We start from the raw sequence: 16,903 nt of genomic DNA, 5'->3' as shown, positions 1-16,903 counted from the left end.
CGCCATGACCGCCTTCGACACCCAAGACGACAAGCTTCTCACCATGGTCCCGGACCATCAGGTGAGCGCGCGCGAGACCTTCGACGTGGATTTCGACTTCAAGGCCCCGGCCTTCAAGGAACGCGATCCGCACGTCCCGGACTTCGACGAGAACTACAAGTTCGACCCGGAGACCACGCGCGCCATCCTGGCCGGCTTCGCCCACGACCGCCGCGTGATGGTCCAGGGCTACCACGGCACCGGCAAGTCGACGCACATCGAGCAGGTGGCCGCGCGGCTGAACTGGCCGCTGGTGCGCGTGAACCTCGACAGCCACGTCAGCCGCATCGACCTGGTCGGCAAGGACGCCATCGTGCTGAAGGACGGCAAGCAGGTCACCGAATTCCGCGAAGGCATGCTGCCCTGGGCGATCCAGCGGCCGATCGCCCTGGTATTCGACGAATACGACGCCGGCCGCCCGGACGTGATGTTCGTGATCCAGCGGGTGCTGGAGGCGCAAGGGAAGCTCACCCTGCTCGACCAGAACCGGGTGATCCGCCCGAACCCCTGGTTCCGGCTGTTCTCGACCACCAACACCATCGGCCTGGGCGACACGACGGGGCTCTATCACGGCACCCAGCAGATCAACCAAGGCCAGATGGACCGCTGGTCGATCGTCACCACGCTGAACTACCTGGCCCACGACGTGGAGGCCGAGATCGTGCTGGCCAAGGCGCCGACCTACAACACCGCCGACGGCAAGCGCACCATCAACGCCATGGTCCGCGTGGCCGACATGACCCGCAACGCCTTCATGAACGGCGATATCTCCACGGTGATGAGCCCGCGCACGGTGATCACCTGGGCCCAGAACGCCGAGATCTTCGGCGGCGACATCGCGCTCGGCTTCCGGATGACCTTCCTGAACAAGTGCGACGAGCTGGAGCGCGGCACCGTGGCCGAGTTCTTCCAGCGCGCCTTCGGCCAGGACCTGCCGGAAAGCACGGCGCGGGTGCGGGTGGCCTAACGCCGAGTGTCATCCCGGAAAGCGCCAGCGCTTGTCCGGGATCCATGCACACTCCCCGCCCAGGCAAGCCCCAACGCAGACGCCAGTGGGTCCCGGTCTTTCGCTGACGCGAAAACCGGGATGACTCCTGGCGAGTGTCCCGCCATTCTGCGGTCAACGCTGACCAACGAAATGCGGGGGAAACCGATGACCAGGATGATGCTGGGCGCTCTGGGTGTGAGCGCGATGGCCTTGATGCTGAGCGCGGGGGCCGCGAGCGCCCAGACGGCGGCCTATCCGAAGAACGACTACGCCAAGCCCGAGACCTGGCTCTGCCGGCCGGACAAGACGGCGAAGAACTATTGCAACGTCGACCTGTCGACGACGGTGGTGAAGGCCGACGGCAGCGAGACCACCGAGCCGTTCAAGGCCGACCCCAAGGCGCCGATCGACTGCTTCTACGTCTATCCTACGGTCTCCAACGACCCGGGCGTGCTCAGCGACATGAACGAGGGGCCGGAAGAGATCAACGTCGTCAAGGCGCAGTTCGCCAGGCTGGGGGCCAAGTGCCGGCTCTATGCCCCGCTCTATCGCCAGTTCACGCTCACCGCCCTGCGCGCGCGCCAGTCGGGCAAGCCGCTGCCGCCCGGGCCGGCGGCCGGCACGACCTCCTATGACGACGTGTCCGACGCCTGGAACTACTATCTGGCCCACGACAACCATGGCCGTGGCGTGGTTCTGGTCGGTCACAGCCAGGGCTCGGGCGTGCTGACCCAGCTGATCGCCAAGGAGATCGACGGCAAGCCGGTGGAGAAGAAGCTGGTCTCCGCCATCCTGATGGGCACCCGCCTGCCGATCGACGAGGGCAAGGAGACGGGCCTGTTCAAGGACATCCCGCTCTGCAAGTCGCCCACCCAGACGCAGTGCGTGATCGCCTACGCCAGCTTCCGCGACACCATCCCGCCGCCGCCCAACAGCCTGTTCGGCAAGGCGCCGAAGGCGGGCCAGATCGCCGGCTGCGCCAATCCCGCCGCGCTGGGCGGCGGCAAGGCGGACCTGCATTCCTACCTTTCCAACGGCACGCAGATCGTCAATTCCGGCGGCCAGACCAGCTGGGTGAAAGACAAGCCGAACCCCAAGACGCCCTTCGTCTCAGTGCCCGGCCTGCTCAGCGCCGAGTGCGTGCAGAAGAACGGCTTCTCCTACCTGGAAGTCCACGTGAACGCCGTGCCGTCCGACCCGCGCACCGACACCATCGCCGGCGACGTGGTGCAGAACGGCCAGGTCAACGCCGCCTGGGGCCTGCACCTGATCGACGCCAACCTGGAAATGGGCAACATCGTCGACGTGGTGGGCGCCGAGGCCAAGGCCTACGCGGCGAAGAAGTAGCGGCCTTCTCCCCTGGCGGGAGAAGGGCTTAGCCGAACAGGCCCCTGGGCGGCGGGGGTGGCGGCGGGGGCGTCCAGGAGCCCTTGGCGATCTTGCCGCCCTTGGCCTTCACCGCCAGGCCGATGATGGCGTCGGTGATGTTGGGCTCGTAGCCCTCGGTGTGGCCCTTCTGCAGCTTGACGAAGTCGGCCACGACGCGGCCGTCCTTGCAGCGCGGGAACACGTAGGCGAGCGCGCGGCCGGACTTCGGATAGTGGCCCCAGCCGTCGGTGCCGGGGTCCTGGCGGGTGGAATCCCAGACGTAGCCGGGCTTGGGGTCGATGATGTCGGGCAGCTGCTCGCGCGGGGCGCAGCCGAACTTGTCGGCGAGCGGCGAGGTCGCCGCCGGGATCGATTCATACTCGCCGTTGGAGAAGATGAAGCTGTAGTCGCAGGCGCCGCCCGGCGGTCCGGGCGGGGCCGGCGGGAAGGCGCGCCGCGGCGCCGGCGGCGGCGGCGGGCCGCCGGTCTTGTAGACGGGCACGCCGCCTGCCCCGAAGCCGCGGTTCGCCGGGGTCACCGGTCCCACGCGGCCGCCCGACAGGCTGATGCGCACGTCGACCTTGTCCTTGAAATAGTCGGTGCAGATGATCCGGTTGGAGGTGAGCCCGCCCTGGCTGTGGCCGGCCAGGATGAAGTGCTCGACGTTCTCCTTGCCCACCGCGCCCACCACCAAGTCGACCAGGTTGTGCAGGTATTCGTCGTCCGCCTCGGACCAGACGCGGGTGGGCGAGTTGGGCGTGATGATCACCAGCCGGTACTTGTCCTTCACGTCCATGGCCGGGAAGTAGTTGCGCTGCCAATTGCCGTAGGACCCGGCGCCGTGGAGGCTGAGCAGGACATTGACCTTCTCGCCCGGGTGATAGTCCTTCGGGCAGTCGAGGAAGAACGGCCGGCGGCTCTTCATCTCCACGCTCGTGCCCTCCTGCGTCACCTGGGCGCTCGGGCAATCGGTGTCGGGGCAATGCCAGACCGGCGGGGCGTTGCAGTCGATCCCCAGCAGGGTGTGGGCCGGCGCAGCCTGGGCGCAGGCGGCCCCGGCGGCGAGCGCGGTCAGGCCGGCCGCCGCCAGGCCGATGGTCCGGATTGTCGTCAAGAGTCGCCGCATCGCTGGAAGCCCCTCCCAAGGCCGTTTGCCGCCGCCTCGTTCGCGGGCGGCTGACCCCACGGAACCTAGCAGTGATAGGGGGCTTGGCAAGGGCGATGGGCGGCGAGCCACCCAGGGTCGTTGTGGTCTAGCTTTCGCGGTTTTGGCGTGCCAACCTTGACCTGCAGGTAAAGCTTTAGCTGGCCTCTGGGAGGGGGAAGGCATGGCGCACGTTCAGCTATTCGACGGCTACAGTACGGACGCGTTTCCGGAACAGGAGCTGATCGGGTCGCGGGCTTCCGAGCTCAATTCGGAGGGCGAGATCCTGAGCTGGGGGAACGGCTTCCTTCTGGAAGTCCAGGGCTCCGGCCTGATCTACCAGGCCCCGGCCCTGATCATCGGCGGAACCGTCACCAGCATCGACGCGGTCACGGAGTTCGGCCGCTTCAGCATCACCGGCGCCCAGGCCGACGGCTTCACGATCGGTAACGCCTTCACCCAGAACGACGGCAACATCGCCACCGCGGCCCTGCTGAAGGGCGATGACGTGATCGAAGTCGTCGACGACGTCCACTCGCCCGCCGTGCCCAACGCCGACCACACCTACCTGGCGCGCGGCTTCGACGGCAACGACCTGATGAAGGGCGGCGGGAGCAGCGACAGCCTGTTCGGCGGCAACGGCGACGACACCATCCAGGCCAACACCGGCGACGGCAACCTCCTGCGCGGCGAGGACGGGGACGACAGCATCGTCGGCGCCGCCGGCTTCGACGACATCAACGGCAACAAGGGCGACGACACCATCGACGGCGGCTCGGGCGGCGGCGACTGGCTGGTGGGCGGCCAGGGCGACGACCTGATCACCGGCCACCATAGCGGCAACATCCTGTTCGGGAACCTCGGCAACGACACCCTGCACGGCGGCGACGGGGGCGAGGTGGTGCGCGGCGGCCAGGGCGACGATGTGATCGTCGGCGGCGCCGGGGCGGATTTCATCTCCGGCGACCGCGGGAACGACACCGAAAGCGGCGGGGCCGGCGCCGACATCTTCCACGGCAGCCAGGACGCCGGCGTCGACCGGGTGCTGGACTTCAACCAGGCCGAGGGCGACCGCGTGCAGCTCGACCCGGGCACGACTTTCACGCTCAGGCAGGTCGGCGCCGACACCGTCGTCGACATGGGCGGCGGCAACCAGATGATCCTGGTGGGGGTCAACCTCTCCACCCTGAAGGACGGCTGGATCTTCGAAGCCTAGGCCCGAGCCCAGGAGGCTCGAGGCCCAAAGGAAAAGGGCGCGGGGCCCAAGGCCGCCGCGCCCTCCGCTCTCCATCGCGCCCTTGGTCTGGCGGCGGCGCGCCCGCCGTCGTCTAGCCGCCGCTGATCTTGCGGCCCGCGAAGACCCCGAGCGCCAGGAAGACCACGAAGCCCACCAGGAACAGGAAGAACAGGATCTTGGCCACGTCGGCGGCCGCGCCGGCGATGCCGCCGAAGCCCAGGGCGCCGGCGATCAGGGCCACCACGGCGAAAATCAAGGCCCACCTCAGCATGTCAGTCTCTCCTAGACGCCTCGCGCCTGCGAAGCTTGCCAGAAGCAAACGCGGCTGTGGCGGACGGTGTTCCCCGCCCTCCCCTTCCCGCCGCTTTGCGGGGGAGGTGACCTGTTCTAAGACGACCGCGATGGCCAAGAACCCGGAAAGTCCACTGGAGCCCTTCAAGCGCGCGCTGGTCAATGCGACGCGCTCGCTGGCCGAGTCGCCGGACCTGGAGATCGTCTATTCCGGCGAGGGGCCGCAGCTTTCCGGCAACCGCGCGGTGCTGCCGCATCCGCCGCGCGACCTGACCGAGGTGGACGCCGCCCGCATCCGCGGCCTGGCCGACCAGATGGCGCTGCGCATCGCCCACCATGACACCGCCGCCCACGCCAAGACCCGGCCGGCCTCGGTGCTGGGCCAGCCGATCTATGACGGCATCGAGCAGGCCCGGCTGGAGGCGATCGGCGCCAATGCCTTGGGCGGGGTTCGAGAAAACCTCAAAGCCGTCCACGAGCAGGCCTGGGCCAAGCGGGCCTTCAACCAGATGGAGGCGCTGGCCAATCCGCCCTATGCCGACATCGTCAGCCTGATGGTCCGCGAGCGGCTGACCGGCGAAAAGCCGCCGGCGATGGCGCGGCCGCTGGTCGACCTGTTCCGCGAGGACGTCGAGGCCAAGGCCGGCCCCGACCTCGACCGGCTTTCCGAGGCCGTCCAGGACCAGAAGGCTTACGCCCGGATCGCGCGCGCCATCATCCGCGACCTGAAGATGGGCGACGACCTGTCCGACGCGCCGGAACAGTCGGACGACGAAAGCTCCGGCGAAGAGGGCGACCCGGACGCCAGCGACGACAACGACGAGGGCGACGGCGAGGGCCAGTCGCCGCAGCAGGCGTCGATGGACGAGAACGAGGCGACTCATCGCGAGAGCGAGGACGCCGACAGCCAGATGATGCAGTCGGAGGAGGACCCCGACGCCGAGGACACCGACGAGCCGCCGGACATGGGCGAGGGCGAGCAGCCGGCGCGCCCCGACCTGAAGGGCGAGGGCAAGGTCGTCACCTACAAGGTGTTCACCACCGCCCACGACGAGGTCGTGGCCGCCGAGGAGCTATGCGACGCCGAGGAGCTGACGCGGCTGCGCGCCTATCTCGACCAGCAGCTGGCCAGCCTGTCGAACGTGGTGAGCCGGCTCGCCAACCGTCTGCAGCGCAAGCTGCTAGCGCAGCAGAACCGCTCCTGGTCCTTCGACCTGGAGGAAGGCATCCTGGACGTGGCGCGGCTGACACGGGTGATCGTCGACCCCACCGCGCCGCTGTCGTTCAAGGAGGAGAAGGACACCGAGTTCCGTGACACCGTGGTCTCGATCCTGATCGACAACTCCGGCTCCATGCGCGGCCGCCCGATCATGGTGGCCGCGGTCTGCGCCGACATCCTAGCCAGGACCCTGGAGCGCTGCGGGGTGAAGACCGAGATCCTGGGGTTCACGACGCGGGCCTGGAAGGGTGGGTCGTCCCGCGAGGACTGGCTGAAGGCCGGCAAGCCGCCACAGCCCGGCCGGCTGAACGACCTGCGCCACATCATCTACAAGGCCGCCGACGCGCCCTGGCGGCGCGCGCGGCGCAACCTCGGCCTGATGATGCGCGAGGGCCTCTTGAAGGAGAACATCGACGGCGAGGCCCTGATGTGGGCGCACCAGCGGCTGATCGGCCGCCCGGAAGCGCGGCGCATCCTGATGGTGATCTCCGACGGGGCGCCGGTGGACGATTCCACCCTGTCGGTGAACTCCGGCCACTACCTGGAGCGCCACCTGCGCGAGGTGATCGCCGAGATCGAGGGCAAGAGCCCGGTGCAGCTGATCGCCATCGGCATCGGCCACGACGTGACCCGCTACTACCGCCGCGCGGTGACCATCGTCGATGTGGAGCAGTTGGCCGGCGCCATCACCGACCAGCTCGCCGAGCTGTTCGAAGAAGAGCCGCGCCGGCTGACCCGGCGCAACGCCGGCCTGCTGGAGCCGCCGCCCAGCACCCAGGGCCCCTCCGGGGCCCCCCGGCGCTCGACCTTCAAGGAAGTGCGCAGGGCCGTCGCCTAGCGGCGCGAATTTCAAAAAACGAGCGATTTCCAGGGAGGTATTCGATGAAGACCGACGTCACCATCCCCACGCCCGACGGCGACTCGCGCGCCTTCGTCTTCACCCCCGACGCCGGCGCCGGGCCCTGGCCCACGGCGATCCTCTACATGGACGCACCGGCGATCCGGCCGGCGATGTTCGAGATGGGCGAGCGGCTGGCGCAGGCCGGCTACTACGTCCTGCTGCCCGACGTCTTCTGGCGCGCCGGCCCCTACCCGCCGCTGGACATCGTCAAGGCCCGGGGCGGCGACCCCGAGCAGGTGGCCCTGTTCCAGAAGCTGCGCGCCTCCACCGACGCCTCGCGCCAGATGGCCGACACCAAGGTCTACCTCGACTGGCTGTCGACGCAGCCGCAGGCCCGGGCCGACCGGGTGGGCGTCACCGGCTACTGCATGGGCGGCGGCATCGCGCTTCGCGCGGCCGGGACCTTCCCCGATCGGATCGCGGTGGCCGCCTCGTTCCATGGCGGCAACCTGGCCACCGACGAGGACAACTCGATCCACAAGCTCGCGCCCAAGATGAAGGCCAGGATCCTGGTGGCCGGCGCCGACGAGGACCGCAGCTTCGACGAGGCCCAGTGCGAACGGCTGGACGCGGCCCTGAAGGACGCCCGCCTCGACGCCAAGGTCTCGATCTGGAAGGGCATGAAGCACGGCTGGGTGCCCACCGACATGCCGGTTCACGACGCCGCCGGCGCCGAGCGGCACTGGACCGAACTCGTCGCGCTGTTCGACGAAGTACTGAAGGACTAGGCGGGCAAAAGAAAAGGGCCGCTGTTTCCAGCGGCCCCTTTCCGGAACGACACGGGTGTCAGCCTATCAGGCGGCGGCCTGCTCGGCGAGCTTGGCCTTGACCTGGCGCTTGATCTTCAGCGCGCGGGCCGAGAGGTCGTCGTCGCTGGCCTTCAGCAGGAAGGCGTCCAGGCCGCCCTTGAAGTCGAGGGTGCGCAGGGCCGCGTTGGTGACGCGCAGCCGGAAGGTCTGGCCGAGGGCTTCGGACTGAAGCGAGGCGGGCGACAGGGCCGGCAGGAAGCGGCGCTTGGTCTTGATGTTCGAGTGGCTCACATTGTGGCCGACCATCGGGCCGACACCGGTGAGTTCGCAGCGACGCGACATGGGGCGGATACCTTCGCGAAAACGGGATCGCCGCGGGCCGGGCCCGCGCGAGAGCGGGCGATATAGAGGAAGGCCGCCCTCCACGTCAAGGTAAGGCGGCTCTATACAGAGCCTCTGCGTCAAAGGGGGAGGCGCGAGACTTGACCCGGCTTGCTCTGGTGATGATCGCCCGCGACGAGGCGCGCGCCATCGCGCGGGCCCTGTTGAGCGCGCGGCCGCATGTGGAGCGGATGATCGTGCTGGACACCGGCTCGGCCGACGCCACGCGGGCGATCGCCGCCGAGGCCGGCGCGGAGGTCTTCGACGCCGCCTGGACGGACGACTTCGCCGCCGCCCGCAACGCCGCCCTGGAGCGCTCCGACGCCCAATGGAACCTGATCCTCGACGCCGACGAGTGGATCGCCGACGGGGCCGAGGCGCTGGGGCCGCAGGCGCTCGCCGCCGATGAGGGCGGCTTCCTGGGCGAGGTCAGGATCGAGAGCCGCATGGACCAGCCCGGCGTCGAGGGCGCGGGCCAGGCCTGGATCGCCCGGGTCCTGCCGCGCGGCGTGCGCTACGCAGGCCGCATACACGAGCAGCCGATGAGCGACCTGCCGCGCCACAGGCTGGCGCTCACCCTCGGCCACGACGGCTATACGTCCGAAGCCCTGGCGCGGAAGGGCGCGCGCAACGAGGCCTTGCTGACGGCCGAGCTGCAGGCAGCCCCGCAGGACGCCTACCTCTGGTTCCAACTCGCCAAGGAACACCAGGCCCGTGGCCGCGCGCCCGAGGCGGCCCAGGCCTTCACCCAGGCCCTGCGCCTGGCGCCGCCCGACGCGCCCTTCCGCCACGCCCTGGTGGTGCGCGCCCTGATCGCGCTGAAGGCCGACGACCGGCTCGCCCAGGCGCTGGTGCTGGCCGACGCCGAGGTGGCCGGTTTCCTGGATTCGCCGGACTTCTATTTCGTGATCGGCGATCTTTATCTGGAGGCCGCGAGCCGCGAGCCGGACCGCGCGCTCAGCGACTTCCTGCCGGTCGTGGAGCTGGCCTGGAAGCGCTGCCTGGAGATCGGCGAGCGGCCCGACCTGGACGGCGCCGTGGCCGGCCGCGGCGGCTACATGGCCGCGCACAACCTGGCGGTCTTCTACGAGACCCTGGGCCGGGCGGAACAGGCCGCGGAGCACCGCATGCTGGCGGAGCGGCTGCGGGACGGCGCCTGACCGCCGGCGGGCCTCGAGCGGTGCGGCCGCCATCAAATGATCTTCCGGTTGCGCATCGCAACTCCTACCCGCCATAGTGGAGCTTCGGGGGAAACATCCATGCGGCGAGTGACTCAGTACGAGCTTCGGTATGCGTTGAGTCATGGACAGCGGATCGACGGCAGCAAATTCGTTCTGCGCCAACGATCGAAGCCCAAGAATAGGCCCCAACAAACTTCGAGCCCGTTCATAAGCGCCGGGATTCTCGCACCCTTCGAGCAGGCGGCGTTCCAGGTGGAGGAGCCGCATGGGCATCCCGCCCACCTGTGCCTCTACGATTTCGAGACCCTGAGCCTCGCCGCGCGCGCCGTGCTGGCCCATACGCCATGCCGCGGCATTGGCCTGGCTGAGGGCGACCCGGGTGACCTGTTCCCCGTGGTGGACACGGGCGATCTCCTGGCGGTGATCAGCGAGGCGGTGGGCTATCTCGACCTGACCGGACCGTTCGGCGAGCAGCGGCCGCCTCGACCCGGCGACAAAGACATCTCGGAGGCCGCGCAGCTGCGGACCGCCCTGCGCGCCGGGCTGCAGATCGTCGGCTGCCGCATCAGCGACCTTGACGGCGCCTGCCCGAACCTCGGGCTCGCCAACCTGCGCATTCCGTTTTCGCTGCGGTTCGTCGGCTGCGTGATCGACAGCCCGATCGTGGCCAACCATTGCGAGCTGCAGACCCTGGACCTGTCCGGCTCGGCGGTGGCCGGCCTCGACGCGGCCTCGCTCTACGCACGCGGGAACGTGCGCCTGCGGCGGACGACGATGATCTCGCCGGCGAACTTCGGCGGCGCCCGGGTCGGCGGGGTCTTCGACGCTACCGACAGCGTCATGCAGCCCCGCGGCAACCCCCCGCGCGACGAGGCCTTCGCCGCCGAGCGCGGCATGCTGAACCTCGGCCTCGCGAACTTCGAGAACGACGTCTACCTGAACCGGGCGCGCATCTGGGGCGGCCTGAACCTGCGCGGCGCGGTGATCGCACGCTCTTTGTTCCTGAACCGCGCCCTGATCCGCAGCCCGGTGGCCATCCTTGAGCGGCTGGGTTGCGAGGTGCTGACGCCCTTGCTCGAGAAGACGGGCCGACAATTGAAAGGCCTCGAGGGGCTCGACATCGACAAGTCCATGAGCGCGATCGAGGAGCTGATCGAGGACAACGCCAAGCTGGTGGAATACCTCCATCCCGGACCCGAAACGCCCGCACTCAAGCTGCGGCGCAAGGCCGAGACCATAGGGCGAACCGACTTCGAGGACGGGGCGTCCGGGAAGCGGGGCAAAACCCGGTTCCAGCCCGCCCTGCGCCAGTTGCTCAGCGATTCCATGCGGGCGCGCACCTCGGCCATCCGCGCCGACAGCCTGGCGGTCGAGGGCAACATATTCGCCCGCAATCTGAAGACCATGGGCCGCATCCGGCTGAAGTACGCGCGCATCGGGGCCGGGCTGCATCTCGAAGGCGCGCGGCTGCGGTCGGTGGCGGCCATCGGCCGCGTGCTCGACACCTTCCCTTGGATCGCGAAGGAGGAGGACCCCAAGGTCCACGAGGCCCTCCTGCGCTATCACAACCTGCGGATCTCAGCGCGGACGACGGCGAAGGGCCATGACCCGCAGAAGGACGACGACTTCGCGCTCGACCTTCAGGAAGCGACCTTCGGCGGCAGCGTGATGCTGAGCAGCCATGCCGACACCGACAAGGCCGAGGCGCCCTCGCAGGGCGCCCAGCGGAGGATGGAAAATGGCGGCAAGCCGCACCGGCGCCCGACGCGGATCGACGGCGTGATCGCGGCCGACCGGGTCCGTATCAGAGGCGACCTGGTTCTGGTGCAAGCGGAATTCGTCTTTCCGCCCAAGCGGTCCTACAACGACAGCTGGAAGGACAAGGCCCTCGACTTCCCGCCGGCGAAAGGCGCGACCGAAGCCGATATCGCGGCCTGGGAAGCCACGGCGAAGCGCATCGCCATGGACTGGGGCGAGCGGCTCAGGCGGGAACACGACGAGAAGATCGACCTGGATTTCGGCGGCCGCACGCCGACCTCACTTCGGCTGTCCAATGCCGAGATCGAGGGCGACCTGGACCTTCGCGAAAGCGACAATCTCTTCGGCCTGGATTTCGAGAACGGCAAGCTGAGCGGAAGCCTGATCTTCGCCAACAAGATCGGCAAGGGCGGCGGGAGGCCGGTCGGCGACGCCGCAGAGCCGGAGCCGCATGCGTCGCCGGCGCCAGAGCTGCAGCCCGCCGGCCAGGAAGCCCCAGAGGCCGGGACGACGGTCCCGCCGGACAAGGCCGCGCAGAGCCGGAGCATCATGGAGTGCGAGCGCCGGGCGCTCCGCGTGACCGAATCCATCATCCTGCGCAACAGCCAGATCGGCGGCGACGCCATCGTGGTTTTCTCGCCCACGTACGGGCCGAAGATCAAAGCCGAATTCACCAGGATCGAGGGTCGGCTGGACATCTATCCGCAGTTCGGCGCCGGTCCGGAAGACCTGGACCGCAACAGCTTCCGCATGGATTTCGAAACCTTCGAGCGCGCCAACTTCGAAGCGCGCAAACTGCGTTGGGAGGAACGGCTGAAGCTGCGCAAGGCCAACGCCCGCGCCATCGACCGGCCGACGACCCCTTACATCGACCTTCGCAACGCCCGGGCCGAAGCCTTCTGTCATCCGCCCCCGGCCTGGCCCAGGCAGGGCGGCTTGAGCCTCGAGGGCTTCAACTATGCGCGCTCGCACCCCGCGGGCCCCCTCGCGCCGCATCCCTTCCCAGACGGCCCGTCGCTGGTCGAGAACCGGCTGCGGCAACGTGACGAGATCGAACAGACCTATCGCGTCATCATCGAGCGACCGGCCCGGTTGATCGTGTTCTGGATGATCGTCCTGCTGGTCGCCGGCCTGTTCTGGGTCCCTAAGGATTCGCTGCCGGAAGCGATCCGGGGCGTGTGGGTCGTGCTGTTCCACTCAGGCTGGTGGAATTTTGGCGCCGTGGCCGCCCTGCTGGTGCTGTGGTTCGTCCTGCGGGCGTCATCCGAAGGCTACCCCTCGCCGCGGCGCTCCAAGCCGATGGCGATCCCGTACCTGGCGCGCCAGATGTACGACACCAACCGCTACCGGACACCCGGCCGAATCTACTGGTCGGTGGATCCCTATGTGCGAGCGGCGTCGGCCCTTCGCGAAGAGGGGCGCGCGATCTCCGCCAACGCGGTCGAAGCCGCACGGCTGCGCCATCGGACCGAGATGTTGTCCTGGCGCCACCACTTCCTGACCAAGCTTGGCATGCTGGGCGTGGGCTGGCTGGCGAACTACGGCTTCGACGTCGCCCGAACCGTGTTCGTCATGGCCTTCGTGGTCCTGGCAGCCTCGATGACGGCGCGCGCGGCGCACGACTGCGGCCGCCTCGTCTACCAGTCGGAGCGCCCGACCACCGAAACGAGCGGCGTCGAACCGGGCAGTCCGACCCCCTGGGTCATTCCCGCCCGAGGCTCTGATCCCGACCCTGAGCCGCGGTTCGTATCCCTCTGGTACGGGGCGAGCGTGGTGGTGCCTTTCCTGGCGTTGGACGACTACAAGGCCTGGAAGGTCGCCGTGCCGTCGTCGCCGCCACCGGGATGCGAGGCATGGCCGCGCGCGCTGACCACAAGCTGGAAACCCTTCTTCGCTATGCTCGGCCTGTTACTGACGACCATCATCGCGGTCGCCGTCAGTACGCGTGTCCAGAGCGCCTTCAACCGGGTTCAGGAGTAGCCGTCAGGCCGGACAAGCTTAACCGTCTTGTGGCCGGGAAGCTTTGCTATACAATATGTTGCGGTGAACAAATCCCGAATCGGCGGAGGTCGCTGATTCGGTCATGATTCGTTTCGCCCGTGTTCCCGTGTCTCTCTAAACCCTGTTCGGCGTCAGCCGCGCCGAGTCGACGCGATGGCGTCAGCCCTCGCCCGCGCTGGGCGCGGCCGGTTTCCGCGCCCAGCGGGGGCTGGCCACCAGGCCGCCGAGGATCAGCAGGGCGCCGATGGGAATGGTCGCCGACAGGATCCAGGGATCGAAGCGCGAGGCGCCCTTGGCGGCGCCCGCCCCGACCACCTGGACCGTATACCAGTCGATCATCAGGACGCCGGTCGTCCAGTTGATCTTCAGGCTGCAGACGCCCACGAAGGACAGCACGACCCAGATCCACTTGTGGCGCAGGCCCGGCGTGGCCGCGACCTTGATCACCGAGATCAGCATCAAGAGCGGGACCAGCACGGCGTAGGCCAGGAAGCCCAGCTGCAGCGGAGGCTTGCCGGCCAGGGTGAAACGGTTGGCGGCCAGCTGCTTGTCGGTGGCGGCGCGCACCTGCACGCCGGCGATCTGCCAGTCCCGCGCCCCGGCCAGGCGCGAGAGCGTCACCTGCAGCAGGGCGGTGCGGCCCGGGTAGTCGTACTGGATGGCGATCGCCTCCGAGGCGCCCCGGTTCTTGATCTCGGCGACCTGCGAGGCCACCACCCGCGAGCCGGTCGGCTCGCCTGGCGGGATGAGTGCGCGCAGGCGCAGGATCTGGGCGAGCGCCGGCGGCGTACGCAGCTGGGCCGGCAGGCGTCCGAGCAGCGACTCGTCATGGCCAAGCCGCAAGTCGTCGTAGAGCGCGCGCGCCGTGGTCTCCGCCGCCGGATCCGGCTTGGCGAGCTGGCAGCCGACCGCCGTCAACAACAGCAAGATGACCAGAGCGGCCCGACGCATCGCCCGTCCCCCGAATTCCCAGCGCCCCATAGAACCCTGTTGGAGGCGTAAGGAGAAGCCGCTAGTTGCGCCGACGGACATTCGCGAGGGCGGCGTGATCGGCATCCTGTGCGCCACGGCGGAAGAACTGGCGGCGCTGCAGGCCCGGCTTTCGCTGGGCCTGGAGCCCACGACCCATGGCCCGACCCACGTCTGGACCGGCGCCCACCATGGCGAAGGATTGGTCCTGGCGCAGGCCGGTATCGGCAAGGTCAACGCCGCGGCCGCCGCCACCCTGCTGTTGAGCGCCTTCGACGCGAAGACCCTGATCTTCTGCGGCGTGGCGGGCGGGCTGGACCCGGCGCTGCCGGTGGGCGCCCTGCTGCTGGCCGACGCGCTGGCGATCCACGACTACGGCGTCATGGCCGGCGGGCGGCTGACCTCGACTGCGTCGGGCGTGATCCCACTGGGCGCGCCGGCGCTGGAGCGGCCGCAGCCGGTCCCGGCGCAGGTCGTAGCCGTGCTGACGCGGCTGGCCGCGCGGATCGGGCCGCGGGCGGAGCATCCGGTCCGCCTGGGCGGCGTGATCACCGCCGACTACTTCCTGAACTGCGCCGCGACGAGGGCCGACCTCTTCGCACGCTTCGCGGCCCAGGCCATCGACATGGAATCCGGCGCGGTGGCCCAGGTGGCCGCCGCCTGGGCCACGCCGCTCTATGTGATCCGCACGCTTTCGGACCTGGCCGGCGAGGAAAGCCACCTGACCTATCCGCAGATGGCGCAGATGGCGGCCGACAATGCGGCGCTGGCGGTGGTGGAGCTGCTGGCGCTGCTCGCGGAGATGGACGCCGGCCGTTTCGCGCCCTAAATGTCTCCGTCCCTTGAGTTCCTCGGGACGATCCCCGCCATGACCGACGCTTCCAAGATCGCGGACGACCTGCGCGCCCTGCTGGCCCGCGCGCATGCCCCCTATTCCGGCGTGCAGGTGGCCTGCGCGGTGGAGGGCGCCGACGGCAGCGTCCACCTGGGCGTCAATGTGGAGAACGCCGCCTATCCGCAGGGCTGGTGCGCCGAGGCCAGCGCCATCGGCGCGGCGGTCAGCGCCGGGACGGCCGAATTCGCCCGCGTCTATGTGGCCTCGTCCCTGCCCGGCCATGTCTGGCCCTGCGGCGGCTGCCGCCAGAAGATCTTCGAGCTGGCGCGGGGCGGCTGCGAGGTGGTGAGCCTGGCCCCGGACGGGACCCCGGAGCGCCGCACGATCGAGGCGCTGCTGCCGCTCGCCTTCCGCCTCGACCCGGCGACGGTGCGTCGCGGATAGGACCGCTTGTCCGACTCTCCCGCGCACCCCAAATTCAGCTCATGAGCGACCGGCCGACCGGGAAAGCTCCGCCAAGACTGGCGGCCGTGCTGGGTCCCACCAACACCGGCAAGACCCACCTGGCGGTGGAGCGCATGCTGGGCCACGCCTCCGGCATGATCGGCCTGCCGCTGCGCCTGCTGGCCCGCGAGATCTACGACCGGATCGTGGGGCTGCGCGGGGCCCGCGCCGTGGCCCTGATCACTGGCGAGGAGAAGATCGTCCCGCCCAGGCCGCACTATTTCGTCTGCACCGTCGAGGCCATGCCGCTCAGCCGCGAGGTCGAGTTCATGGCGGTGGACGAGATCCAGCTCTGCGCCGACCCGGAGCGCGGCCACGTCTTCACCCACCGCCTGCTGCATGCGCGCGGCACGGCCGAGACCCTGCTGCTGGGCGCCGGGACCATGGCCCCTCTGGTGCGCCGGCTTTTGCCGCACGCCGAGATCATCACCCGCGAGCGGTTCTCGAACCTCACCTATGCCGGCCCGAAGAAGCTGACCCGCCTGCCCAGGCGCAGCGCCGTGGTCGCCTTCAGCGCCGACCAAGTCTACGCCATCGCCGAGCTGATCCGCCGCCAGCGCGGCGGCGCGGCCGTGGTGATGGGCGCGCTCAGCCCGCGCACCCGCAACGCCCAGGTGGCGCTCTACCAGTCCGGCGAGGTCGACTTCCTGGTGGCCACCGACGCGATCGGCATGGGCCTGAACATGGACGTCGACCATGTGGCTTTCGCGGGCCTGCGGAAATTCGACGGCAAGCGCACGCGCTTCCTCTATCCGCAGGAGATCGGCCAGATCGCCGGGCGCGCCGGGCGCTACCAGAAAGACGGCACCTTCGGCGTCACCGGCGAGGCCGAGGAGATGGACGAGGACCTGGTGGCCGCGGTGCAGGAGCATCGCTTCGAGCCGGTGGCCGGCGCCGAGTGGCGCAATTCCAAGCTCGACTTCGCCGGCCTGCCGAACCTGATGAAGTCCCTGGCGCAGCTTCCGCAGCGCGAGGGCCTGAAGCTGGCCGGCGAGGCGTTGGACGAGACCACCCTGCGCAGGTTGGCCCAGGACCCGGAGGTCGAAGGCCGCGCCAAGGGCCGCGCCGCCATCGAAATCCTCTGGGAGTGCTGCCAGACGCCGGACTTCCGCAAGCTGGCGCTCGACGAGCACATGGGCCTGGCCAAGGAATTCTTCCTGCACCTGACCACCGGCCCCCACTCGACAAATAGGGGCCGGATTCCCGAGGACTGGATCGCCAAGCAGTACGGCCAGCTCGACCGCACCGACGGCGAGATCGACACCCTGGCGGCGCGGCTGTCGAGCGTCCGCACGCTGGCCTATGTCGCCAACCGGCCCGACTGGCTGGCCGACCCCA

Annotated in this window: 14 protein-coding genes; 10 read left to right on the top strand and 4 right to left on the bottom strand. The window is 69.2% G+C overall.

The features are described 5' to 3' along the window. Positions 1-4: 4 nt before the first annotated feature. Both cobS and VGL85_RS20370 read left to right on the top strand, forming a co-directional pair. Positions 5-1,006 carry a cobaltochelatase subunit CobS gene (gene cobS / locus VGL85_RS20375; protein ID WP_331590858.1) on the top strand — a complete coding sequence of 334 codons (1,002 nt, stop codon included), beginning with the start codon at positions 5-7 and terminating at the stop codon, positions 1,004-1,006. Positions 1,007-1,192: 186 nt separating this feature from the next. Continuing rightward, positions 1,193-2,374 (top strand): DUF3089 domain-containing protein, encoded by a 1,182-nt coding sequence (locus VGL85_RS20370; RefSeq protein WP_331590857.1) that lies wholly within the window; start codon positions 1,193-1,195, stop codon positions 2,372-2,374. Between the two features lie 28 nt (positions 2,375-2,402). On the opposite strand, the gene VGL85_RS20365 is transcribed toward VGL85_RS20370, so the two are convergent. Next, positions 2,403-3,521, bottom strand: coding sequence for an alpha/beta hydrolase (locus VGL85_RS20365; protein WP_331590856.1), 1,119 nt, complete (start codon positions 3,519-3,521; stop codon positions 2,403-2,405). Between the two features lie 202 nt (positions 3,522-3,723). On the opposite strand from VGL85_RS20365, the gene VGL85_RS20360 reads away from it, so the two are divergent. Next, a complete protein-coding gene (locus VGL85_RS20360; RefSeq protein WP_331590855.1) occupies positions 3,724-4,755 on the top strand; it encodes a calcium-binding protein in 1,032 nt (343 codons plus the stop codon). Positions 4,756-4,867: 112 nt separating this feature from the next. Here the strand turns inward: VGL85_RS20360 and VGL85_RS20355 are convergent, their stop codons facing one another. Further along, complete coding sequence (locus tag VGL85_RS20355) at positions 4,868-5,047, bottom strand: DUF1328 domain-containing protein (RefSeq protein WP_331590854.1); 180 nt, start codon at positions 5,045-5,047, stop codon at positions 4,868-4,870. A 130-nt stretch (positions 5,048-5,177) separates the two neighbouring features. Between VGL85_RS20355 and cobT the strand changes: the two genes are divergently transcribed. Next, entirely contained in the window at positions 5,178-7,124 is a 1,947-nt protein-coding gene (gene cobT / locus VGL85_RS20350; RefSeq protein WP_331590853.1) for a cobaltochelatase subunit CobT, read from the top strand. 44 nt (positions 7,125-7,168) lie between these two features. Beyond that, positions 7,169-7,915, top strand: coding sequence for a dienelactone hydrolase family protein (locus VGL85_RS20345; RefSeq protein WP_331590852.1), 747 nt, complete (start codon positions 7,169-7,171; stop codon positions 7,913-7,915). Between the two features lie 66 nt (positions 7,916-7,981). On the opposite strand, the gene rpmB is transcribed toward VGL85_RS20345, so the two are convergent. Then, the gene (gene rpmB, locus VGL85_RS20340) at positions 7,982-8,278 is read right to left on the bottom strand and encodes a 50S ribosomal protein L28 (protein ID WP_331590850.1); all 297 of its coding nucleotides are present in this window, start codon (positions 8,276-8,278) and stop codon (positions 7,982-7,984) included. A 140-nt stretch (positions 8,279-8,418) separates the two neighbouring features. Here rpmB and VGL85_RS20335 point away from each other — a divergent pair, with 140 nt between their 5' ends. After that, positions 8,419-9,477: a glycosyltransferase gene (locus tag VGL85_RS20335; protein WP_331590848.1), complete on the top strand. Its 1,059-nt coding sequence runs from the start codon at positions 8,419-8,421 to the stop codon at positions 9,475-9,477. 273 nt (positions 9,478-9,750) lie between these two features. After that, on the top strand, positions 9,751-13,236 hold the full coding sequence (locus tag VGL85_RS20330; protein WP_331590847.1) for a hypothetical protein: 3,486 nt from the start codon (positions 9,751-9,753) through the stop codon (positions 13,234-13,236). A gap of 180 nt (positions 13,237-13,416) precedes the next feature. Here VGL85_RS20330 and VGL85_RS20325 read toward each other — a convergent pair whose 3' ends face one another. Then, a complete protein-coding gene (locus tag VGL85_RS20325; protein WP_331590846.1) occupies positions 13,417-14,208 on the bottom strand; it encodes a hypothetical protein in 792 nt (263 codons plus the stop codon). A 94-nt stretch (positions 14,209-14,302) separates the two neighbouring features. Between VGL85_RS20325 and mtnN the strand changes: the two genes are divergently transcribed. The 3 genes from mtnN to VGL85_RS20310 all read left to right on the top strand — a co-directional run. Then, positions 14,303-15,055 carry a 5'-methylthioadenosine/S-adenosylhomocysteine nucleosidase gene (mtnN, locus tag VGL85_RS20320; protein WP_331590845.1) on the top strand — a complete coding sequence of 251 codons (753 nt, stop codon included), beginning with the start codon at positions 14,303-14,305 and terminating at the stop codon, positions 15,053-15,055. Positions 15,056-15,094: 39 nt separating this feature from the next. Then, a complete protein-coding gene (gene cdd / locus VGL85_RS20315) occupies positions 15,095-15,505 on the top strand; it encodes a cytidine deaminase (protein WP_331590844.1) in 411 nt (136 codons plus the stop codon). A gap of 41 nt (positions 15,506-15,546) precedes the next feature. Then, on the top strand, positions 15,547-16,903 hold a 1,357-nt coding region (locus VGL85_RS20310; RefSeq protein ID WP_331590843.1), incomplete at its 3' end, for a helicase-related protein.

This window comes from Phenylobacterium sp., assembly GCF_036501465.1.
Taxonomy (GTDB): domain Bacteria; phylum Pseudomonadota; class Alphaproteobacteria; order Caulobacterales; family Caulobacteraceae; genus Phenylobacterium.
Note: the sequence above shows the minus strand (reverse complement) of the source record. Positions and strands in the feature narration are given on the sequence as shown.